General features: G+C 62.5%; 22 protein-coding genes. 13 read left to right on the forward strand and 9 right to left on the reverse strand.

Annotation, left to right across the window (positions count from 1 at the left end; translation table 11 throughout):
- Nucleotides 1-7 precede the first annotated feature (7 nt).
- Nucleotides 8-946, forward strand: coding sequence for an NmrA family NAD(P)-binding protein (locus tag AC0L2A_RS14750; RefSeq protein WP_473609360.1), 939 nt, complete (start codon nucleotides 8-10; stop codon nucleotides 944-946).
- 20 nt (nucleotides 947-966) lie between these two features.
- Here AC0L2A_RS14750 and AC0L2A_RS14755 read toward each other — a convergent pair whose 3' ends face one another.
- From AC0L2A_RS14755 to AC0L2A_RS14780, 6 genes are all read right to left on the reverse strand, one after another.
- Nucleotides 967-1,803 (reverse strand): 3-oxoadipate:acetyl-CoA acetyltransferase, encoded by an 837-nt coding sequence (locus AC0L2A_RS14755; protein WP_473609362.1) that lies wholly within the window; start codon nucleotides 1,801-1,803, stop codon nucleotides 967-969.
- A 9-nt stretch (nucleotides 1,804-1,812) separates the two neighbouring features.
- Complete coding sequence (locus tag AC0L2A_RS14760; RefSeq protein ID WP_473609363.1) at nucleotides 1,813-2,247, reverse strand: type II 3-dehydroquinate dehydratase; 435 nt, start codon at nucleotides 2,245-2,247, stop codon at nucleotides 1,813-1,815.
- Nucleotides 2,248-2,251: 4 nt separating this feature from the next.
- Entirely contained in the window at nucleotides 2,252-3,553 is a 1,302-nt protein-coding gene (locus tag AC0L2A_RS14765) for a TRAP transporter large permease (RefSeq protein WP_128166371.1), read from the reverse strand.
- Nucleotides 3,550-4,068 carry a TRAP transporter small permease gene (locus tag AC0L2A_RS14770; protein WP_091595709.1) on the reverse strand — a complete coding sequence of 173 codons (519 nt, stop codon included), beginning with the start codon at nucleotides 4,066-4,068 and terminating at the stop codon, nucleotides 3,550-3,552. Before AC0L2A_RS14770 ends, AC0L2A_RS14765 begins: the two co-directional genes overlap by 4 nt.
- Nucleotides 4,069-4,141: 73 nt before the next feature.
- On the reverse strand, nucleotides 4,142-5,128 hold the full coding sequence (gene dctP / locus AC0L2A_RS14775) for a TRAP transporter substrate-binding protein DctP (RefSeq protein WP_473609364.1): 987 nt from the start codon (nucleotides 5,126-5,128) through the stop codon (nucleotides 4,142-4,144).
- 48 nt (nucleotides 5,129-5,176) lie between these two features.
- Nucleotides 5,177-6,085, reverse strand: a complete 909-nt coding sequence (locus AC0L2A_RS14780) for a shikimate dehydrogenase (protein ID WP_473609366.1) — start codon at nucleotides 6,083-6,085, stop codon at nucleotides 5,177-5,179.
- A 174-nt stretch (nucleotides 6,086-6,259) separates the two neighbouring features.
- Between AC0L2A_RS14780 and AC0L2A_RS14785 the strand changes: the two genes are divergently transcribed.
- The 7 genes from AC0L2A_RS14785 (at nucleotide 6,260) to AC0L2A_RS14815 (ending at nucleotide 12,567) form a co-directional block, all read left to right on the forward strand.
- Nucleotides 6,260-6,946, forward strand: coding sequence for a TetR/AcrR family transcriptional regulator (locus AC0L2A_RS14785; protein WP_287119354.1), 687 nt, complete (start codon nucleotides 6,260-6,262; stop codon nucleotides 6,944-6,946).
- Nucleotides 6,947-7,031: 85 nt separating this feature from the next.
- The gene (locus AC0L2A_RS14790; RefSeq protein ID WP_473609367.1) at nucleotides 7,032-8,924 is read left to right on the forward strand and encodes a bifunctional sugar phosphate isomerase/epimerase/4-hydroxyphenylpyruvate dioxygenase family protein; all 1,893 of its coding nucleotides are present in this window, start codon (nucleotides 7,032-7,034) and stop codon (nucleotides 8,922-8,924) included.
- Between the two features lie 5 nt (nucleotides 8,925-8,929).
- Entirely contained in the window at nucleotides 8,930-9,730 is an 801-nt protein-coding gene (gene pcaD / locus AC0L2A_RS14795) for a 3-oxoadipate enol-lactonase (protein ID WP_473609425.1), read from the forward strand.
- Nucleotides 9,727-10,125: a 4-carboxymuconolactone decarboxylase gene (gene pcaC / locus AC0L2A_RS14800; RefSeq protein ID WP_128166359.1), complete on the forward strand. Its 399-nt coding sequence runs from the start codon at nucleotides 9,727-9,729 to the stop codon at nucleotides 10,123-10,125. Before pcaD ends, pcaC begins: the two co-directional genes overlap by 4 nt.
- A 2-nt stretch (nucleotides 10,126-10,127) precedes the next feature.
- Complete coding sequence (gene pcaH / locus AC0L2A_RS14805) at nucleotides 10,128-10,886, forward strand: protocatechuate 3,4-dioxygenase subunit beta (protein WP_473609368.1); 759 nt, start codon at nucleotides 10,128-10,130, stop codon at nucleotides 10,884-10,886.
- The gene (gene pcaG, locus AC0L2A_RS14810; protein ID WP_128166355.1) at nucleotides 10,886-11,500 is read left to right on the forward strand and encodes a protocatechuate 3,4-dioxygenase subunit alpha; all 615 of its coding nucleotides are present in this window, start codon (nucleotides 10,886-10,888) and stop codon (nucleotides 11,498-11,500) included. The genes pcaH and pcaG overlap by 1 nt, the downstream gene beginning before the upstream one ends.
- The gene (locus tag AC0L2A_RS14815; RefSeq protein WP_473609370.1) at nucleotides 11,497-12,567 is read left to right on the forward strand and encodes a 3-carboxy-cis,cis-muconate cycloisomerase; all 1,071 of its coding nucleotides are present in this window, start codon (nucleotides 11,497-11,499) and stop codon (nucleotides 12,565-12,567) included. The genes pcaG and AC0L2A_RS14815 overlap by 4 nt, the downstream gene beginning before the upstream one ends.
- A 177-nt stretch (nucleotides 12,568-12,744) precedes the next feature.
- On the opposite strand, the gene AC0L2A_RS14820 is transcribed toward AC0L2A_RS14815, so the two are convergent.
- Together AC0L2A_RS14820 and AC0L2A_RS14825 are read right to left on the reverse strand one after the other, a co-directional pair.
- Nucleotides 12,745-13,860, reverse strand: coding sequence for a Gfo/Idh/MocA family protein (locus AC0L2A_RS14820; RefSeq protein WP_473609371.1), 1,116 nt, complete (start codon nucleotides 13,858-13,860; stop codon nucleotides 12,745-12,747).
- 9 nt (nucleotides 13,861-13,869) lie between these two features.
- Nucleotides 13,870-14,547 (reverse strand): GntR family transcriptional regulator, encoded by a 678-nt coding sequence (locus tag AC0L2A_RS14825; RefSeq protein WP_473609426.1) that lies wholly within the window; start codon nucleotides 14,545-14,547, stop codon nucleotides 13,870-13,872.
- A 130-nt stretch (nucleotides 14,548-14,677) separates the two neighbouring features.
- Between AC0L2A_RS14825 and AC0L2A_RS14830 the strand changes: the two genes are divergently transcribed.
- Together AC0L2A_RS14830 and AC0L2A_RS14835 are read left to right on the forward strand one after the other, a co-directional pair.
- Nucleotides 14,678-15,835 carry an LLM class flavin-dependent oxidoreductase gene (locus tag AC0L2A_RS14830; protein WP_473609372.1) on the forward strand — a complete coding sequence of 386 codons (1,158 nt, stop codon included), beginning with the start codon at nucleotides 14,678-14,680 and terminating at the stop codon, nucleotides 15,833-15,835.
- Nucleotides 15,836-15,902: 67 nt separating this feature from the next.
- Entirely contained in the window at nucleotides 15,903-16,448 is a 546-nt protein-coding gene (locus AC0L2A_RS14835) for a flavin reductase family protein (protein ID WP_473609374.1), read from the forward strand.
- A 38-nt stretch (nucleotides 16,449-16,486) separates the two neighbouring features.
- On the opposite strand, the gene AC0L2A_RS14840 is transcribed toward AC0L2A_RS14835, so the two are convergent.
- Complete coding sequence (locus tag AC0L2A_RS14840) at nucleotides 16,487-17,530, reverse strand: LacI family DNA-binding transcriptional regulator (protein WP_473609375.1); 1,044 nt, start codon at nucleotides 17,528-17,530, stop codon at nucleotides 16,487-16,489.
- Nucleotides 17,531-17,649: 119 nt separating this feature from the next.
- On the opposite strand from AC0L2A_RS14840, the gene bglB reads away from it, so the two are divergent.
- Genes bglB through AC0L2A_RS14855 form a run of 3 tightly spaced genes read left to right on the forward strand, consistent with a single transcriptional unit; the run spans nucleotide 17,650 to nucleotide 22,093 of the window.
- Nucleotides 17,650-18,738: a beta-galactosidase BglB gene (bglB, locus tag AC0L2A_RS14845; protein WP_473609377.1), complete on the forward strand. Its 1,089-nt coding sequence runs from the start codon at nucleotides 17,650-17,652 to the stop codon at nucleotides 18,736-18,738.
- Nucleotides 18,735-19,571 (forward strand): 5-dehydro-4-deoxy-D-glucuronate isomerase, encoded by an 837-nt coding sequence (kduI, locus tag AC0L2A_RS14850; RefSeq protein WP_473609378.1) that lies wholly within the window; start codon nucleotides 18,735-18,737, stop codon nucleotides 19,569-19,571. Before bglB ends, kduI begins: the two co-directional genes overlap by 4 nt.
- Nucleotides 19,568-22,093, forward strand: coding sequence for a hypothetical protein (locus AC0L2A_RS14855; RefSeq protein WP_473609379.1), 2,526 nt, complete (start codon nucleotides 19,568-19,570; stop codon nucleotides 22,091-22,093). The genes kduI and AC0L2A_RS14855 overlap by 4 nt, the downstream gene beginning before the upstream one ends.
- Nucleotides 22,094-22,105: the final 12 nt, after the last annotated feature.

Consider the following 22,105-nt stretch of genomic DNA (forward strand, 5'->3'; position numbering starts at 1 on the left):
AGGAGTCATGGAGGTACAGGACATGTCGCCGAATAAGGAAGTCAAACGCACGTATGTCATCACTGCTGCAACAGGTCGGACTGGAAGCCATATTGCGCGAGCCCTCTTAAAGGCAGGACATCTCGTTCGCGCGCTGGGCAGGGATGCCGATCGCCTGAAACCACTCGTCGAACTCGGAGCCGAGGGGTTTGTCGGCGAGCTTTCGGACGAACTCTTCATGCGTCGTAGCTTCGACGGCGCCGACGCAGCATACCTTGTCGTTCCAGGAGGTCACGACGCTCGTGATTTTCGTCGCGAGTTTGCAGATACAGGCTCTGTCTACGCTCAGGCAGCCGAAGCAACGAGCCTACCTGCCGTGGTGTTTCTCAGCACGATTGGGGCACATGATGATCGGTATCGCGGCTTCATCCTCACCCACGGTGACGTCGAGCACATCTTGAACAAGCTCAAGGGTGTCAACATCTTGCATCTACGAGCGCCAAAATTCTTCGAAAACCTGTTTTATTTTCTTCCTGCCTCCCAAGCAGCCGACGCACTCGTGACGCCGCTCGACCCAGACGCTCAGTTCGACATGGCGCATTCGAAGGACATCGGCGAAGCTGCTCTGCAGCGCCTGTTGGCCCTGGACTTCGAGGGGAACACTACCGTCGAGTTGCATGGGCGCGAGGTGCTAACCATGCGCCTAATCGCCGAGCGGCTCTCACAAATCGCCGGGCGCAACATTGTAGTTCGAAAGGCTCTGCGTCAGGACGATATCGAGGCAATGGTCATGGCAGGCATGCAGCGTGATTTCTCGACACTAATTAACGATACTTGGGACACGTTCAGCCGTTTCGGCCTTTTGCGAGCTCCGACCGCACAGGCCAGCATACGGGCCACGAGTTCGATTGACGATTTTCTTCGCGCCGATTTTCTGCCGGCATTCAACCATCGGGAGGCGGCCTAGCCGTGACGACGGCCCAAGAATTACGATCCTGACGCCAGACCAAGCGTTTGGCGCGCCTCGTTGACAGTGGCCACGCGCCGGCCAAACTTCTCGACTGAGGCCGCCGCGAGTTCGACAAGCTCGGCGTTGCTGCGCGCCAGGCGTTCCCTGGTGATCCTGATATTGTCCTCAAGTCCGGTGCGCACTGCGTCTGCTCCGCGCGCCAACGCCCATTGCATGACGATCGTCTGGTTGCGGCCTATTCCGGCCGCTGTCCAGGTGGATTGTGGAAACAGGAGTTTCGCTTCCGTGAGGAGCACATCGAGCAATCTCTCCTGCGCAGGCAGTGCGTTTTGCACTCCCATGACAAACTGGATGTGCGGGCGCTCACCCAAAAGTCCCGCGTCGGCCAGCCGCCTGGCAGTGTGAAGGTGCGAGAGGTCGAAGATCTCGATCTCCGGCAGCACGCCATTTGCCTTCATCGCGGTTGCGAGATCACCGATCAGGGCGGGATGGTTCTCGTAGACGATGGATGGGAAGTTGACCGAACCGGTCGAAAGCGAGGCCATGTCCGGTTTCAGATAAAGTGCCGAGCCACGCGCGGCAGGATCACGACCGCGCCCGCCGGTCGAAAACTGGACGATCATACCGGGGCAATGCCTGCGCACCCCCGCCTGAACGGCAGCGAAGCGCGTTGGTTCAGACGATGAACTCTGATCGTCATTGCGCACGTGGATGTGCACCAGCGACGCACCTGCTTCAAAGGCTTCCTGGGTCGACTCGATCTGTTCGGCCACGCTGATTGGCACCGCAGGATTGTCTTCCTTGCGCGGCAGCGAGCCGGTGATCGCAACAGCGATGATGCAGGGTTCAGGCATGGCGATACACTATCCGTCGATCTGGTCGATGAGCCAGCGGATCGCGAGCGGATAGCCTTCGGCGCCAAGTCCCGCGATCACGCCGGTGGCGACCTTCGATACCAGCGACCGATGATAGATCTCCTCGCGGCGATGGATGTTCGAGATATGCAGTTCAACGATCGGGCCCGGAAACATCTTGAGCGCATCGAGCACCGGGATCGAAATAAAACTCAAACCCGCAGGATTGATCAGAATGCCCGCGCCGTCGTCGATCGCCTCATGCACCCAGTTGACGATTTCGCCCTCGATGTTCGACTGGTGAAAACGGATCGGATGGTCGCCGGCGGCGTCACGGCACATCGCCTCGATTTCTGCGAGCGTCGTCCTGCCATAGATCTCCGGCTCGCGCATGCCGAGCCGATTGAGATTTGGGCCGTTGAGGACGAAGATTGGCTTGGTCATGGTCCTATCCTTGATAGCCCAGCAGGCGCGGCAGCCACAGCACCAGCGATGGGAAGAAGGTGATCAGCATCAGGGCGGCAATCATGGCGTAGAGAAACGGCATTACGTCGTGCACCAGGTCGCGCAGCGGCACCTCTGCGATGCGGGTCATGATGAACAGCAGCAACCCGTAGGGCGGGGTGACGAGCCCGAGCATGATGTTGACGACGACCATTACGCCGAAATGCACCATGTCGACACCGAGCGCCTGCGCCGTCGGAATCAGCACCGGCACGATTACCAGCAGGATGGTCGTGCCCTCCAGCACGCAGCCCAGGAGCAGCAGCAGGATGTTGACCAGGATCAGGAAACCCATCGGCGAAAGATCCCAGGACTTCAGGATCACCGACAGGGACTGCGGAATGTTCTCAACCGTAACAACGTAGTTGAACACCAGGGCGCCGGCGATAAGCATGCCGATCGAGGCGGTGGTGCGGGCGCTGTTGAGAAGCGCATGGTAGAGCTGGCCCGGCGTCACGCTGCGATAGATCGCGACCGAGATGAGCAGCGCGTAGCCGGCGGCGACCGCCGCGGCCTCGGTCGGGGTCATCACGCCGCCCCTTATGCCGACCAGCAGAACGACCGGCAGCATCAGCGCCGGAAATGCGCGCAAGGTGATCCCCGGTAATTCCCTGAGCGGCACCGGCTTCTCGACCGGAAAGTTCTTCCGCCGCGCGTCGATGGCGACGATGATCATCTGCGACAGGGCGAGAAGAAGGCCCGGCACGATACCCGCAATGAAGAGGTAGCCGATGGATGCATCCGAGATCAGCGCGTAGATGACTAGCGGAATCGACGGAGGAATGATCGGGCCGATGACGGAGGTGACGGCTGTCAGCGCAGCGGCATAGCTCGCCGGGTACTTGCCATCCCTGGTCATGAGTTGCTGCATCATCTTGCCGGTGCCCGCGGCGTCGGCGATGGCCGAGCCGGACATGCCGGCGAAGATGATCGACTGCAGCACGTTGACTTGCGCCAGGCCGCCGCGGAAACGGCCGACAACGGCGTTGCAGAATTGCAGCAGCCGGTCGGTCATTGTCCCGGCGTTCATCAACTCCGCCGCGAGAATGAACATCGGTACGGCAAGCAGAATGTAGCTTGTGTAGAGACCGTTGAGGAGCTGCTCGGCCGACGTGCCCATGTCGAGCCCTGCCAGCCAGAGATAGAGGATCGACCCGGCGATCATCGAGTGACCGATCGGCAGGCCAAGCAGGGCCAGCGCTGTGATCGCAACGACTGACAGCGAAAAAGGGCTTGCGAGATTCATACGCCGGAGCTCGCTTTCGTGGGGTCAAATTCCGCCGGTGCTTCGCCGCGCAGAGCACGCCACGCCAGCCATAGGTAGCGGGCGATCACGGCGACCACGAAGACGAGATAGATCGAGAACAGCCAGTCGAAGCGTATCTTGAGATAGGCGGTGCTCTCGACCTTCATGAAGGTGACGTAGCTGAAGACGGCCGGAAAGGACCAGCCATAGAGCGCGACGAGAGCGATTGCGAAGGCAAGCGTCATTACCCGCCTGATGTCCGGACCGACTGTGGCGTAGAGGAGATCAAAACGGATTTCCTCTTCTTCACGAACGACGAACGCTGCGCCGAACAGCACAACCCAGATCCAGAGTACGACGGTGAGCTCGTTGCTCCAGCCGGTCGGCCAGTTGAGAAGGTAGCGAAAAGCAACCTGCAGCAGAAACGCGGCGAACATGGCGCCGATTGCGATGGCGATGGCGTTCTCGGCGCGCCGGTAGAGCCAGCCGCCGACCTTTCTCAATCCCGGGTTCATGATGCCTCCCTGACGGGCGTCTGGCCAAACCGGCCAGCCGGTCGCAAGCGGACCGGCCGGCGCGTTCGTCGCGTCAAAGCGCGTTGATCTTGTCGACCATCCCGGCAGGCCATTCCTTGGCCAGGTCGGAGGCAAGATATTGCTCCTGCACATGCTTGCGGAATGCTGCGACATCGGGTTCGTAGATCTTCAGGCCCTTGCCCTTGAATGTTTCAACGAGTTCCTTCTCGCGCGTCAGGTGTTTCTCTGTCGAAAAGTCGATCGCCTTGTCCGCCGCGGCCTGGACCTTTGCCTGCTTCTCGGCCCCCATCTCGTCCCACAGCTTTTTCGAGATGCTGAGAAGGTCGAAGCCGACAAGGTGCGAGGTAAGCACGATCTGCGACATGACCTCGTAGAATTTCATGTTCTCGACGTTGGGCAACGGATTGTCCTGCCCGTCGATTGCGCCTGTCTGCAGGCCGGTATAGACCTCGGCGTAGGCCATTGGCGTAGGGTTCGCACCGAGCGCCTGGCCGAGGAATTGCCAGGCGTCGCCACCCGGCATACGCAGCTTGATGCCTGCCATGTCGGCGGGAGTCTTGATTTCCTTGTCCGGCTTCAGGCCGACCTGGCGCAGGCCGAAATAGGTAGGGCCGAGCACCCTCACGCCGAGCTGGTCCTCGGTCATCCTCTTCAGCTCCGCACCGGCATCGCTGGCAAAGAACGCCTTCACGTGCGCGGCGTCACGGAACAGGTAGCCGGCGGTGACGATGGACCACGCCGGAATCTGCTTGGAGATGTCCTGCGGGGCGACGTTGCCCATCTCGAGGTTGCCGCGCTGGATGGCGACAAGTTCGGTGCCCTGCTTGAACAGGTTGCCGCCGTAATAACCCTCGAAGGCAAAGTCGCCCTTGATGGCGTCGGCGAACTTTTTCATCATCTCGGCCCGGATGTCCTGTTCCGAGAACACGGCCGAGAAACGCAGCTTCGGCTTGTCCTGCGCGAAGGCGGGAACGGCGGTCGCGGCGGCGAGTGCGCCGGCGGCGGCCATAAACAGGCGTCGGTTCATTTCAGCTTTCATGTCGATTTCCTCCCTATGGTCTTCATATGGTTATAGGCGTCATTGCCTTCATGCGGCGGCCTCGAAATGATCTGCCATGGCGCGGCGGTCGGCCTTGCGCCCGGTAAAGAGTTCGAACGCGCGGACGGCCTGATAGATCGCCATGCCGATGCCCGGCAGCGTTCTGCAGCCGATCGCACGGGCCGCGACCAACAACTCTGTTTCGGTCGGAAAGTAGATTATGTCGGCGACCCATTTTTCGGCTGTCAGAAGAGCCGTGTCGAACGGTGTTCCGGGGTACTTCGCCATGCCCACCGGGGTCGTGTTGACGATGCCGTTTGCCATGCGCACGGCTGCAGCCGGGTCCGGCCACGTCTCGACGCGACCGCCAAACAAGGCGCCCATGCGCAACGCAAGATCCGAGGCGCGACCGGGTTGGCTGTCGAGTACGAACAGCCGGCCAACGCCCATTTCCATCAGTGCGTTTGCGACTGCGGCGCCCGCTCCGCCCGCGCCGAACATTGCGACACAGCCCATCGATGCGCCTGTCATCGCTTCGCGAAAACTCTCCGCGAAACCCCAGCTGTCGCTGTTGTGGCCTTCCTTGCGTCCGCCAGCAAAGACGACCGTATTCACCGCGCCTATCACGCGCGCTTCCGGCGACAATGCATCGAGGACGGGAATGACAGCCTGTTTAAACGGATGCGTGATGTTGAGGCCGTGAAAGCCTGCAATTTCCGCCGCCGCGATCAAGTCGCCGATCGCCGCGTCTGGCAATCCGAGCCTGTCGAAATCGAGCAAAAGGTACGAATAGCCGATGCCGAGGCGCCGGGCTTCACGCTCGTGCATGCCGGGAGTGCGCGAGGACTGAATACCGCGTCCGACGAGGCCAATCACGACCTTTTCGTTGTCGCCGCCGGCGGCGCCCTTGTGCTCGTCGGCAAGACGGCAAAGGAGGTCGACAAGGCTGTCGTCCATCTCGCGAAATTCCTCCCTGTGCGGGCCGCCTCCCAGCCCAAATGCGGCAATTCCCGGATCGCCCTTGTGTTCACGCAAAACGCGCCGGTAAATGAGCCTGTCGCGATTTGCGAATAATGTACTAACTGGTTAGTTTAGTCAAATGCCGGCACGCCGGGGCGGGAACTCAACTGCATGGCCGTTATCAAGAAAGAACGAAAGCCGAAGCCGGACGCGAGCACGACGCGTATCCAGGACCCTGAGGGCACGCGCCGCAACATCCTGGAGATCGCCTCCAAGGAGTTTGCCCTGAACGGCTTGTCGGGCGCGCGCATAGACGAGATTGCAGCGCGCACACGCTTCAGCAAGCGCATGATCTACTACTACTTCGGCGACAAGGAAGGCCTCTACCTGCGCGCGCTCGAGAACGCGTATCGCCAGGTGCGCGAGGGCGAGGCTCAACTTGATATCGAAGGCCTGCCGCCCGTGGCGGCACTGACACGCCTGGTGGAGTTCACGTTCGACCACCATCACCGACACGAGGAATTCATCCGCATGGTGATGATCGAGAATATCCATCACGGCCAATATCTCGAACAATCGGATGCGATCCGCGAACTGAACGTGACTGCGATCGACCATATCTCTCGCATCTATTCACGCGGTGTCGAAGAGGGCGTGTTCCGGCCGGGACTCGACGCGGTCGAACTCCATTGGCAGATAAGCGCGCTGTGCTTCTTCAACGTTTCCAATCGCACCACCTTTTCGATGATCTTCGGACGCGACTTCGGCGCGCCGGCACAACTCGAGCGGCTCAAACGCAACAGCGTCGAGATGCTGTTGCGTTTTGTCGCGAAGGACGAAGCTCCCGCAGAACGCTGAGCGCGCCAAAACTTGCGGTGCTGGCAGCGTTGCCTTAGTTATGTACGAACTGGTTCGTTCACTACAAACCAGGGAGGAGGCGCGTTTGAAGACGTCGATCGCGACGGTGTCGATCGCCGGTGACCTGGCGGAGAAATTCGCGGCAATTTCCGCCGCGGGCTTCGACGGTGTCGAAATCTTCGAGAACGATTTCCTCGCCTTTGACGGCTCACCGCGCGACGTCGGCCGAATGGCTGGTGACACAGGCCTGACCATAACGCTCTTCCAGCCGTTCAGGGATTTTGAGGGGTTGCCGGAGCCGCAGCGCAACCGCGCCTTCGATCGTGCCGAGCGCAAGTTCGACGTCATGCAGGAACTCGGCACCGACCTGATGCTGGTATGCTCGTCGGTGTCGCCCGTCTCGCTTGGCGGGATCGACCGGGCGGCCATGGACTTTCGCGAGCTTGGCGAGCGCGCCGCCAGGCGCGGTCTGCGCGTCGGCTACGAGGCATTGGCCTGGGGGCGTCACGTCAACGATCATCGCGATGCCTGGGAAATCGTGCGCAGGACCGACCATCCGAACGTCGGGCTGGTTCTCGATTCCTTCCACACGCTGGCCCGCAGGATTGAACTTGGCTCGATCCGTTCGATACCCGCGGACAAGATCTTCATTGTCCAACTCGCCGACGCGCCGCTGATCGAAATGGACTTGCTCTATTGGAGCCGGCACTTCCGCAACATGCCAGGCGAAGGTGATCTGCCGGTGCGACAGTTCATGCAGGCGGTCGCCGCAACCGGTTATGACGGCTATCTGTCGCTCGAGATTTTCAACGATCAGTTCCGTGGCGGGTCGGCAAAGGCGATCTCCGTCGACGGACGGCGTTCGCTCGTATGGTTGATGGATCAGGTGCGGCGTGAAGAACCGGCACTTGACATGGCTATCCCGCCCATGCCCGACCGCATCGGAGTTGGAGGGGTCGAGTTCATCGAGTTCGCGGCCGATCGCCAGGACGCCGGACAGCTTGGATCGCTGTTGCGCATGCTCGGCTTTGTCGAGGCCGGTCGGCACGTCTCGAAGGACGTCACGCTCTACCGCCAGGGCGAGATCAATATTGTCATCAATACCGAGCGGCAGGGCTTTGCCCATTCTTCCTTTGTTGTCCATGGCACGTCGGCATACGCAATGGGCCTGAAGGTCGAGGACGCCGCCGCCACGGTGGCGCGCGCCGAGGCACTGGGCGCGGAGATCTTTCACCAGCGGGTTGGGCCCGGCGAGTTGTCGATCCCGGCGATCCGCGGCGTCGGCGGCGGACTGATCTACTTCCTCGATGCCAAGACCGACCTGGCGAAGGTCTGGGACATAGAGTTCACGCCAGTCACGTCGGCAAGTTCCGGCAATGGCGTCGGCCTCACCCGTATCGATCATGTCGGGCAGACCATGGCACAGGAGGAGATGCCGAGCTGGCTGCTGTTCTATGTCTCGATCTTCAGGACGACCAAGACCCCGATGGTCGACATCGTCGATCCGGCCGGCCTCGTGCGCAGCCAGGTCATCGAAGGTCTGGACAAGCGCTTCCGCCTCACGCTGAACGGTGCCGAGAGTCACCGCACCCTGGCCGGCCATTTCATCGCTGAAACCTTTGGTTCCGGCGTCCAGCATCTGGCACTCGCGACGGATGACATCTTTGCGACGGCGGCGAAGCTGCAGGCCAACGGCTTCGAACCGCTTCAGATATCGATGAACTACTACGACGACGTAGAAGCGCGCTTCGGTCTGGATCCCGAGGTCGCCGATCGGTTACGCTCGGCCAACATCCTTTATGACCGCGACGACAACGGCGAATTTTTTCAGCTCTATGCGCCGACATTCGGAGAGGGATTCATTATCGAGTTCGTTGAACGGCGCGGCGCGTATGCAGGCTATGGTGCGCCGAACGCACCATTCCGCATCGCCGCGCAAAAACGGCTGATGCGGCCCAAAGGAATGCCAAAGCTATGACAAGTATGAACTTTGCTCGCATCAATGGCGCGACGATCCACTACCGGCATCGTCCCAAAACTGGCAGGCCGACGGTCGTCTTCGCGAACTCGCTCGGCACGGATATGCGCATCTGGAACGAGGTCGAGCGAAGGCTGGCCGACGACTGTACATCCGTTGCGTTCGACAAGCGCGGACACGGCCTGAGCGAACTGGGTGGCGCGCCGCAAACAATCGAGACCCATGCGACGGACCTTGCAGGGCTGCTCGACCATCTCAGCGTAAAGCGCGCGGTGATCTGCGGGCTTTCGATCGGCGGCGTCATTGCGCAATGCCTTTACAAGACGCGGCCGGATTTGATCGAGGGATTGATCCTTTGCGATACGGCAGCGAAAATCGGCACAGCCGAGATGTGGAACGGGCGCATCAATGCGACCCTGTCGGAGGGCATCGCCAGCTTTGCCGACGACGTGATGCGAAAATGGTTCACGCCGGATTTCCATAACAATCGCGGCGAGGAACTGGCGGGTTATAAAACGATGCTGACGCGCCAGGATCCGGCCGGCTACGCTGCTGCCTGCGCGGCGATCCGCGACGCCGATTTCACCGCGACGACCGCCGCGATCAACGTGCCGACACTCTGCATTGTCGGCGATCAGGACGGATCGACGCCGCCTGAACTGGTGGAATCGCTGGCCCGCTCAATCCCCGCCGCACGGTTCGAGATCATTGCCGGTGCGGGCCACATCCCATGCGTCGAGCAGCCGGAAAGGCTGGCCGGGCTGATCCGTGGCTTCCTGAACGACATGCCAAGAGAGCGCAAATGAGCAAGCCACGACACGGCGACCGATACGTCGAAGGGATGGCGACGCGCCGCTCAGTGCTGGGTGACGCCCATGTCGACCGCGCAGAGGCGGCCAAGACCGAATTCGACATTCCTTTCCAGGAACTGATCACGGAGGCTGCATGGAGCCACGTCTGGTCGCGGCCTAACATCACCAGGCGCGAGCGTTCCATGATCACCATCGCGCTGCTCGCCGCGCTGAAGCAGGACGAAGAGGTTGCGATGCATATCCGCGCCAGCGTCAATACCGGGGCGACGCGCGACGACATACGCGAGGCGCTGCTGCATGTGGCAATCTATGCCGGGGTGCCGGCGGCAAATCATGCGATGAAGATCGCCAGGAAGACGTTCGACGAAATCGACGCTCAGGCCGGCTAATCATGACCAAGTCGCGCTTTCCCGCCAACCGTACGCCGGAAATCGGCGCCTTCTTTCCGCGCGACCGCAACTGGCATCCGCCGGCCTTCACGCCGGCCTACAAGACGTCCGTTCTGCGCTCGCCGCAACGGCCGCTTCTTTCCCTCGACAACACGCTGTCGGAGCTTACGGGGCCGGTCTTCGGCCAAAGTATTCTCGGTGAACTGGACAATGACCTCCTACACAATTTTGCCGGGCCGGGCGAAAGCGCGATCGGGCCACGCATCCTCGTCTATGGCCGCCTGCTCGACGAGCGCGGCATCGGCGTCGCTGGTGCGTTGCTGGAGGTATGGCAGGCCAACGCCGGCGGACGCTATCGACACAAGAAGGAGACTTATCGCGCGCCACTCGATCCGAACTTCGGCGGCTGCGGCCGCACGATCACCGGCGAGGATGGCTCCTATTGTTTCCGCACGATCCAGCCGGGGCCATATCCCTGGCCCAACGGACCCAACGACTGGCGTCCAGCGCACATCCATTTCTCGATCTTCGGGCACGGCTTCGCGCAGCGCCTGATCACCCAGATGTATTTCGAGGGCGACCCGATGATCTGGAGGTGTCCGATCGTGCGGACCATCAACGACCGCCGCGCTATTGAAGGCCTCACCGCCGCACTCGACATGGAGGCAACGATACCGATGGATGCGCGGGCATACAAATTCGACGTTGTACTGCGCGGCCGCCGCTCGACACTGTTCGAAAACCGCATCGAGGGCAACTGATGGTCCAGGCTCTTGGCCGGCTGAAGGAAAGCGCCTCGCAGACCGCGGGACCCTACGTCCATATCGGGCTGACGCCCAACTTCGCCGGTATCTCGGGCGTCTATGAACGCGACCTTGGCACCGCGATGGTCAACGACAAGACCAGGGGCGAACGCATCAGGGTCAACATCCGGGTGATCGACGGCGCCGGCTCGCCGCTGAACGACGCACTTGTGGAGATCTGGCAGGCGGACGCCGCCGGCATCTACAATTCGCCCTCGGATCTGCGCGGCTCCGCCGACCCGAACTTTACCGGCTGGGGCCGGCTGCCCACCGACATGACGACGGGCGAATGCCTGTTCGAAACCATCAAACCCGGTCGCGTGCCGTTTTTTGACGGCCGCAAGATGGCGCCGCATTTGACGGTCTGGATCGTCGCGCGTGGAATCAACATTGGCCTTCACACCCGTATGTATTTCGGCGATGAGGAAACCGCCAACGCCGAGGATCCCGTCCTGATGCGCATTGAGCAGAAAGAGCGCGTGTCAACGCTGGTCGCGCCGCGCGATGGCGACATCTACAAGTTCGACATTCATCTCCAGGGCATCAACGAGACGGTCTTCTTCGACATATGATCGCAGCATTCGACAATCCCCTTCTGTCCGGGCCCCTCCTGTCCGGGCTTCTCGGCGATGAGAAGATGGCGACGCTGCTCGGCGTCGAGGCCGAACTTGCGACGATGCTGCAATTCGAGAAAGCGCTCGCCGACGCAGAAGCTGCGCTCGGCATCGTCCCGGCGGCTGCAGCAAGCGTCATCGGGCGCGTCCTCGACAACTTCCGGCCGGAAATCCAGGCCCTGAGGGACGCAACGGCGCGCGACGGCGTCATGGTGCCGGAACTCGTGCGGCAGATCAGGCATGCTGTCGGAGAGCCGCATTCGCAGCATGTGCATTTCGGTGCGACCAGCCAGGACGTGATCGACACGGCCATGATCCTGAGAATTCGCGCCTGTATCGACCTGTTGGAAGAACGGCTTTCGGCTCTGGTGGTCGCCTTCGCCGATCTCGGCCATCGGTTTGGCGATCGCACGCTGATGGCCCGAACCCGCATGCAGGCAGCAATTCCGATTTCCGTAGCCGACCGCGTCACAAGCTGGCGCGAACCGCTCGTGCGCCACCACGAGCGGCTTCAATCGGTGCGGGGATCGGTTCTCGTCGTCCAGTTCGGCGGCGCCGCCGGGACACTCGAGAAGTTTGCAGACAAGGGCGCCGCCCTCCGTGCCGCGCTGGCCCGGCAGCTAAGCCTTGGCGACGCGCCGCAATGGCACAGCCAGCGCGACCGCATCGCTGAGCTGGCCAGCTGGCTGTCACTTGTGACGGGAGGCCTCGGCAAGTTCGGGCAGGACATTGCACTGATGGCGCAGGCAGGCGACGAGCTGCAACGGGCGGGCGGCGGTTCGTCGTCCGCCATGGCGCACAAGCGCAATCCCATCGACGCCGAGATGCTGGTGACGCTTGCCCGCTTCAACGCAGTCCAATTGTCGGGAATGCATCATGCGCTGATCCATGAGCAAGAGCGCTCTGGTGCAGCCTGGACGCTGGAATGGTTGATCCTGCCGCAGATGCTCATGGCGGCTGGAGCATCGACCTGTGTCGCGGACAGGCTGGTCCGAACCATAGCGGCAATCGGAGGCAAGGGTTGACTGATCCCACCAATGCATGTCGCGCAAAAGTGTGCAGCGGTTTTGCGACAACGACATGCATAAAAACAACAACCTGAAGCGCGTCGCATGAGGCCGGGACAAACGCGACGCGCTTTAGGCGGCTCACGCCGTGGATCTTGCGATTTAGCCGTCTCCGCTACCACTTGGTCAGCAAGATCAAGTGGTCACTGATGCGTCGAGTGGGTTGGAAATGGCCGTGCCCTGGTTTGCCGACAATTGTGCGGCCATACCCATGGCGACAGCTTTCCAGCCATCATCCAGCGTCACCTCGACCTGGCCCTCGCCTCGCAGGGCGGCGCAGAACCGCTGATGCTGATAGAAAGTCGAGCCATTGTGATCGCCGGCCGTCAACAATTGCGGGTCGACCGGGATCTCGACGGTGTACGGTCCCTGCGGAGCGCGCGGGCTGACGATCAGCTGCGGCGTTGGCGCCGCGCCGAGATGAGCTGGCCAGAAGCGGCCGGGACCCGGCACCAGGCATTCGACTTTACCTTGCGCACCGACGGCGCTGATCTCCTCCTGGTAGCGGCTGCCCTCTGCATACATGCATAGTTCCAGCATGGCGCGCGCGCCGCTGGCGAAATCGACCAGCACGTAGCCGCAATCCCAGATATCGGGTGTCTCGCCATCATAATGCTCGTTGAGATGGTTCACTTCCTGCCCGGCCGACGCCATGATTCTCACCGGTTCCGATTTCAGGATCAGCCGCATGAGATCGAAGAAATGGCAGCATTTTTCGACGAACGTGCCTCCCGATCGACGGTTGAAGCGGTTCCAGTGGGCCACCTTGTCCAGGAACGGGTAGCGATGTTCGCGGATTGTCAGCATCCGGATGCCGCCGGTGGCGTCCTGCGCCTGCTCGATGAATCGAGCGACCGGCGGCATATAGCGGTATTCCATCGCGACCCAGACCGGTGCGGTATAGGTCGCGGCGAACGCCTTCACCGCGGCTGCGTCGACCGGGTCGGTGAAAAGCGGCTTCTCGACCAGGATGGGCAGCGCACGGACAGCAGCGACTTCCCTAAGCTGCGCGAAATGCACATGGTTCGGACTGGCGATGAGCAAGCAGTCGACGCGCGGATCGGCCGCCACCTCCGCGATTGAGCCGGCGATCGACGCTTGCGGGGCAAGGTCTGCCGCGCGGGCGCGCATTGTCGCGTCGGGCTCGAAGACCGCCGCGACGCCGACATCGGGCAGCAGCGCGATATTGCGAAGATGCTCCTGCCCCATCATGCCGCAGCCGATGATGCCGTAGGAAATGTGCTTCGCCATAGCCGTTCCCTATCGCAGCCGCGCGACGTAGCGTGCGACGCCATGATCAAACCAGGTCCTGGAGAACTCCGCACTGGCGCCGTCCTGCATCCAGCCGGTACGCTCGATGAAGCCGGCGGCAGCGCCCGGCGCCAGGCCGAATTCAGGCGGCGCCCATCCCGGCACCTGGCCGACCCCGACGCGGTCCTCTGCACGCAGGATCCAGAAGCCGAGCGCCTTGCGGTAGTAGAGATAGAGCGAATCCGACAGTTCTTCGATAGCAACCGTCTCCACACGGGCACCGTCGAGCCAGATCTCCTCCAGCGCCGCCGGCTTGCCGCTGAGGCTCCGCAGCCGTCTTATTCTATGGGCATCGCTGCTCGACCCGAACACCGGCAGGTCCATCGGTTTCGCCAGCCGATCGACTGACAGAACGCGCGCCGTCGGCAGCCCGCCTCCCTCCAGGAGTTCCAGCCGGAACATGGAATAGACACTGGCCACGTCAGGTTGCGAACGTACGTAGTTGCCGGAACCCTGGATGCGACTGAGCAAGCCCTTGCGCTCGAGATCGCCGAGCGCCTTGCGCAAAGTACCGACCGCTATTCCGAGCCCCGCAGCCATGTCGCGCTCCGGCGGAAGCTTCTCGCCCTCAATCATCCGCCCGGCCGCGATCTCGCGGATCAGCATTTCGCTGACCTGCTGATGCATCGGAAGCGCATAGGCGTTTCTGGACGTGGTCACATTGTCTCCAACGCAAAATTGATACACTATTGATCTACACAAACACGAATGATATGCAACAGGGAAATCCAGTCTCTGACAACGAGGAGTGCCGACATTGACGGTAGTTCCGGTGACGTCCGCAGATCTCGATGCTGCTGAAGTGTCGTGGTTTTCCGCTTTGTGCTCCGATGATTTCCGCTATCTCGGCATACCGGATGGCGCGCTGCGGTCGAGTTGGGAGCACTGCTCCGATATCGTCAAGACAGCCGAAGGACTGGGCTTTCGCAATATCCTGTGCCCCTCGTCCTATCAGGTCGGCCAGGATACTCTGTCCTTCGTGGCGGGCTGCGCTCCGATAACCCATTCGATCAACCTTCTCGCGGCGGTGCGTTGCGGCGAAATGCAACCGATCATGCTGGCGCGCACGCTCGCAACGCTCGACCACATGCTAAAGGGCAGATTGACTATAAACGTCATCTCTTCCGACTTTCCCGGCGAACTCGCCGACAGCCGCTTCCGCTATCAGCGTTCGCACGAGGTCATCGAAATCCTGCGTCAGGCCTGGACGCGCGACGAAATCAACCATCAGGGCGAGGTCTACCAATTCGGGAAAGTAACCGCCGACCCCGCAAAGCCCTACCAACAGAATGGCGGGCCGCTGCTCTATTTCGGCGGCTATTCGCCCGACGCGCTCGAACTCTGCGGCGCACAGTGCGACGTGTATCTGATGTGGCCGGAGGCGAAGGACGTGTTGGCGCACCGCATGCGTGATGTTCACGAGCGTGCAGCCGCCCATGGCCGCACATTGGATTATGGCCTGCGCGTCCATGTGATTGTGCGCGACACCGAAGCCGAAGCCCGCGAATATGCCGAGGAGTTGGTTTCGAAACTCGACGACGAGCAGGGCAGCGTTATCCGTACCCGCGCACTGGACGCGACATCCCTGGGCGTCGCGCACCAGGCAAAGAACCGCGCCGGCGCCGACGCACAAGGCTATGTCGAGCGGCATCTGTGGACCGGCGTTGGCCGCGCACGCTCTGGTTGTGGCGCCGCGATCGTCGGCTCGACCGACCAGGTCATGTGCGAGATCGAGGAATACCGGAAAATGGGCATCCGCGCCTTCATCTTCTCCGGCTATCCGCATATCGACGAGGCCTTGTCCTTCGGCAAGCGCGTGCTGCCGAATATCAAGACCTGTTCGCTGCCGCATGCCTATGGCCGGGTGCCGGAACTCACCCCGGCGACTCCGCTCGGAACCGGCGAGCGGCGATGATGATGCTGCGAATGCGCCTCAACGAGATTGAGGCCTCCACCGCAGCCCTTGGCCAGGAGGGCGCCTGATGTACCACTTCCTCAGCCCCGAGCAGCAACCGATGAAAAGCTTCGTGCCCGGCCCCGACCGCAAGCGCGAGTTCCGCGACGCGCTCGGCCGGTTTGCGACCGGTATCACCGTCGTCACCACGATGACGCTTGATGGTCCCGTCGGCATCACCGCGAACAGCTTTGCATCGGTGTCCCTCGACCCGCCAATCGTGCTCTGGTCGATCGGCCGGCATTCGAGGCGCTTTGCTGCCTTCGCTGGTTGCGAGCATTTCGCGGTTCATGTCTTGGGCGCGGAGCAGATCGAGCTGAGCCAGCGCTTCGCTCGCGCCGGGCAAGCCTTCGACGGCCTCCCGCACGACCTGAACGATGCCGGCGTGCCGCTGCTGGGTGACTGCCTGTCGCGGTTCGAATGCGTCCGGATCTCCGGGCATGAGGGCGGTGACCATTTGATCGTCGTAGCCCGCGTAACCGCCGCGACCTTGCGAGACGGCGAACCTCTGCTTTTCTTCGGCGGAGGTTACGGACGCTTCGACGACGGTTCGAACGTGACCCCATCGATGTAGTGATGGCCTGGCCCGGACAGCGGTGTGAACCATACGTCTCAGGCGCGAACCGGGCCGGTCGACTGGCGTTGCACGATATGGCAGGCGAATTCGATACGGCGCGGCGGCAGGTCCCCGCCGAGATCGGCGAGCAGGAGGTCGAGCGACGCCGCGCCGATCTCGCGCATCGGGATATGCATCGTCGTGAGCGGCGGGTTTTGGAAAGCTGCCTGCGGAAGGTCATCCATGCCCATGACCGACACGTCGGCAGGCACCTCGTAACCCGACTTCCGGATCGCCATCATCGCGCCGATAGCGAGACTGTCGCCCGCGGCGAGCACAGCTGTGAAGTCGAGGCCGCGCGTCTCGATGCGCCGCGCGATCGCTTCGGCCGCAAGGTCCGGCAGCCAATCCGCCACCTCCACGGCCAGGTCGCCGGCCGCCAGGCCGCGCTCTCCCAGTGCATCCTGCCAGCCCTCGAAGCGACGCTCGATCGTGCGCCGCCCGCGTCGCATCAGGAACAGGATGCGCCGGTGGCCGAGGTCGAGCAGGTGCTGCGTCGCGAGATGCGCCGCCGAGCGGTTGCATGGCGTCAGGCTCGAATGGTGCATCGCCGGATCGTCGCCGTTTATGAGCACGATCGGCTTGCCGAAACCGCCGCTCAGCGTCAGCACCGCCTCGTCGTCAAGCGTCAGAAACAGGCAACCGACGACGCTCTTGTCCTGGCTTGCCTCATTGAGCAGCGCGATCTGCTCACCGGAGTCGGCGATCGAGCGCGACACCAGCTCGACACCGAGAGTTTTTGCGCGCTCGTTCAGTCCGTCGAGCACATAGAAGGTGAACTGGTTGCGGCCATAGTCGATCCTCGCAGCGTTGCTTGCGGCGAGGATCACCTTGCGGCCGGCGATCGACGTGGGGATCGTGTAGTTCAACTTCCTGGCGGTTTCGATGATCGTCGACCGAAGGTCGCCGCGCACGCCCTTGCCGCCGGCAAGCGCCCGCGACGCCGTGCTGACGGATACGCCACAGCGCGCGGCGACGTCTTCGAGCCGCACGCGCCGGCTGGGCGTGCCGCGTTTCCCGCTTTCGACCTTGACGACCATCGGCTGTTTCCTCACCAGACCTTCATGCTGCAAAAAAATTTCAGATTGCGCAATAAAAATTCCTGTGGCACCCATTTGCCCGACCTCGCGCAAACTTGGGAGGAGTAGTGGCGTCGTCCATGAGAGATATGCGCTCAAAGCTCGACCTGCTCGTGCGCGGCATGACCGGCCTGCGCCATGACGGCCGTTTCGACGAGCCCAACCTCGACGGCACGGCCGGCGACTACATCAGCTTCGATTCCTGGGAATGGCCGCAGGGCGTGGGCCTCTACGGCCTCGTTTGCCTCTGGCGGCACAATCGCGACCCGAAACTCCTAAAGACAATCGAAGACTGGTACGAGCGCCATTTAAGGGCGGGCCTGCCGCCGATGAACATCAACACCACCGCTCCGATGATGGCGCTGGCATTGCTCTGGGGCGAGACACGCGACCCGCGCTGGGAAACGCCTCTCGGCCAATGGGCCGAAAGGCTGCTTCGCGACATGCCTCGCACGCCCGAGGGCGGGTTCCAGCACAATGTCTCGGACAAGATCAACGACGACGAATTGTGGGACGACACGTTGTTCATGGCCGGCCTGTTCCTCGCTTTCCACGGCCGCGCGGCCGGCCGGCAAGCTTGCATCGACGAGGCTGTGCGCCAGTTCCTCGTCCATGCGCGCTATCTCGCCGACCCGAAAACCGGCTTGTGGTTCCATGGCTGGACATTTGCCGGCCGACATAATTTTGCCGGCGCTCTCTGGGCCCGCGGCAACGCCTGGATCACAGTCGGCATCCTCGACCTGATCGAAAATGGCGGTGTCGGCAAGCCAGTCGAAGCCTATCTGCTCGGCGTGCTGAAAGCACAGATCGAAGCGCTGCTGCGCCTGCAGGCGCCATCGGGAGCATGGCACACTTTGCTCGATGACCCGACCTCCTATGAGGAGATGTCGGCCACCGCCGGCATCGGCTATGGTCTCATGAAAGCTGCGCGCCTGGGCTTCGGGCCAAAGGCGTGCGGTCCGGCGGGCCGGCGCGCTCTCGACGCGGTGCTGGCCAGCATCGACGAGAACGGCGTGCTCGGAAACGTTTCCTATGGCACCCGCATGGGCCATGATCTCCAATTCTACCGCGACATCCCGATCCAGCCTACCGGCTACGGCCAGGCCCTGGCGATCCTCTGCCTCACCGAGGGGATGATCCATGCCGAAGCTGACGAGGCAGCGGCATGACGATGCGCGTTCTCTTCGGCGCCGGTCCGGGCGACATCGATGGCTACGGGACGGAGCGGCTGCGCGCCGAGTTCCTGGTGGAGCGGCTGTTCGAGCCCGGCCGCATCGCCTTCGCTTACACCCATGTCGACCGGATGATCGTCGGCGGCGCGTGCCCAACCGGAGAGCCGCTGAGTTTCGGCGATGGCGCGGACGTCGGCACGCCGCATCTGTTCACCGCGCGCGAGATGGGCATCGCCAATCTCGGCGGCGCAGGAACGGTGAGCGTCGACCAGCAGCGCTTCGCGCTCGCCAACCGCGATGTGCTCTATGTCGGGCGCGGCGCTAAGCAAGTGACGCTCGAAAGCGACAGCGCCGCGCACCCGTCCTGGTTCTATATGAACTCGGTTCCGGCCGGCGCAGACATCAAGCATCGGCTGATCACGAAATCCGAGGCGAAGCCGCTCGAACTCGGCGAGGAGCGACGCGCCAACAAGCGCACATTGCGCATGTACATTCATCCGGAAGTCGCGCCTTCCTGCCTGCTGCTGATGGGCATCACGGATCTCGCTGCGGGCAGCGTCTGGAACACCATGCCCCCTCACCTGCATGAGCGGCGCATGGAAGCCTATCTCTATTTCGATCTCGCGGCGGAAGATCGGGTAATCCATCTGATGGGACGGCCGGACAATACCCGCCATCTGATCGTGGCCAATGGCGACTGTGTCATCTCGCCGGCCTGGTCGATCCATATGGGCAGCGGAACCGGCCCCTACGCCTTCGTCTGGGGTATGACCGGCGAGAACCAGGCCTATAACGACGTGTCGCCCGTGCCCGTTGAGACGCTGCGATGAACACCGTGGAACCGATCACGCACGATCTTGCGCTGCGCCGGCCGCTCGCGCTCGGCGGCCCCGTCGTTTACTGGCTCGTCGGCACGACGTCCGAGCAGCGCTACGATGTTGCAGATCAGCCGATGCAAGGGGAGATGGATCCCTTCTTCTTCCTGACCAAGCACAAGAATTTCATCCCGCACGAATATCCCTGCCGAACCGAGTTTGCCGCCGAACGCCGCGGGAAACGGCCCAAGCCGCAGGGCGTGTTCGAGCCGGACCGTGTTTGGCTTCCGTTCGGCTCGCCGCGCGTCGACCTGTCGGGCTTCTGGTTCCGCCCGACCGTGGTCGCCACCTGGGCAAGTACCATGCTCGACGCAGGCTCGGACGGCCGGGCGCGGCTGCGGCTGCGCACCTGCGGCGGCGCCGTTTTGTTCGTCAACGGAATAGAGGCCGGCTGGATGGCGCCCTACGGGCGCAATCTCGAGGCTTCCCAGGATTTCGAGGTCGATCTCGTCGCCGGCGCCAACGAGATCAGCATCTGGTTCGACGATCTCGCCGAGCGTGACGCTCGCTACTTCTTCCAACTCGACTATCTCTGGGGCCCAGCTGCCGAACAGGTCTTGCCCACGACCGTCAAAGGCGACGTCGCGGCGGCCATGGAAGCCGCTCTCGACGCGATGCATTTCGAGCGTCCATTTTATTCCGGCGGCGAAGTGGCGCTGGTGACGGATGTCGCGCTGCCGGTTGCCGTGGATGTAGCTGTTGTGATCGAGGGCGACTTCATGTCGATCGAGGCGCCCGTGATCTTCCGCCGCCGCATCGAAGCGGGGGCAAGACGCATCACGATTTCCACCACGGAAGACCTTCCCGCCGACTTCCGGCATTTTGCCGTATCGCTCTCATCTTCAGGCTTTGTTGCCCGGCGGGTCTTCGGCGTCGAAATCTGTCATGCGGCGCGTCAGGGCCGCGCCCCTGCCATCCTTGCCGACAGGATCGGCGAAGCCCTGGAACAGGTCTCCAACTTCGCGGAGGCCGATACCGTGCGGGCGCTGGCGCGGCTGGCGACCGGCCGTGGCGGCGCCGAAACCGACGCCATCATTGCTGCTGCACTGCCGGCGATCGAAGATTGCCACGACTGCGCCGATTTCATCCTGGTTCCACTGCTCTGGTGCCGTCGTGCCTATGGCGACAGGATCGCGGTCGGTCTCCGTCACCGCATTGACGAGGCGATCCTCAATTACCGCTATTGGATGGATGAGCCGGGCAACGACGTGCAGTGGTACTTTTCCGAAAACCACGCGCTTCTGTTTCACACCGCGGCTTATCTCGGCGGCCATCTCCTGCCCGATGCCCGCTTTGTCCGCTCCGGGCGCACCGGCGCGGAGCAGTCGACCGTGGGCCTTGCGCGCGTGCGCGCCTGGCTCGATCATTTCGAGGAATGGGAAATGGCGGAATTCAACTCCGCCCCTTATTTCCCGATCGATCTCAAGGGATTGACGATCCTCTACGCGCTTGGGCCAGACGCCGACGTCCGCCGGCGCGCCGGGGCTGCGATCAACCGCCTGCTCGAGATCGTCGCCCGCTCGGCTCAGCAGGGCATGCTTACCGGCGCGCAGGGACGCTCCTACGAACACACGCTGCGCGCCGCCCGTTCGCTGGAACTTTCCGGCATTGCACGCATGCTGTGGGGCAAAGGTTTTTATGGCATGCGCTTCCACGCCCTGCCGCAGCTTGCGCTCTGCCTGCGCGACCATGGGCTCCACGTCCCGCAAGAACTGACCGGCATCGCTTGCATGGCGGGCGACGACGCGCAGGAATGGCGCTTCGCGCAGGGCCAGAACCGGATCGCCAAGCTCTACCATTACAAGACCCGCGATTTCGCCATGGGAAGCGCAGCCGCCTATCGCTGGAACGAATGGGGTTATCAGGAAACGGTGCTGCACCTGCGCCTCGGCGGCAATCCCGACGCGCAGATATGGATCAACCATCCGGGCGAGACGATTCATTCGGGCTATGGCCGGCCGTCCTACTGGGGCGGCTCCGGCTCTCTGCCGCGCGTGCATCAATACCGCGACCTGGCGGTTGTGCTGTTCAGCTGCGCTGCCGAGCAGCCCGACTTTACCCATGCCTGGTTCCCACAGAGCGCGTTCGACGAAGCGTGGGTCAAGGAACATATCGCTTCGGCGCGCGGCGGCGATGGGCTCGCGATGCTGAAGGCCGACAGCGCCTTTGAGCTCGTCGGCCGCGGGCCGACCGCTGGAAACGAGTTGCGCGTGCCGGGCCATCAAGCCGCATGGATCATCCGCTTGGGCCGGCTCCGGCAATATGGGTCGCTGGAGGAATTCGAGGCGCGGTTTTCTCAGATCGCCCTCGGCCACGGAAAAAACGGCCTTCTGCATGTCAATGACCCGGAATATGGCGACGTGCTGTTCCATCCGGATGGCCGCATGGAGGCTGAGGACCGTGTCGTCGATCCGGCCGACTGGCAAGTCACGGGCGAAGCCACGTACTTCACGGCCGACGCCATCGCAACCAGGTGAGGATCGGATCAA

The sequence above is a fragment of the Mesorhizobium sp. WSM4844 genome, from assembly GCF_055811775.1.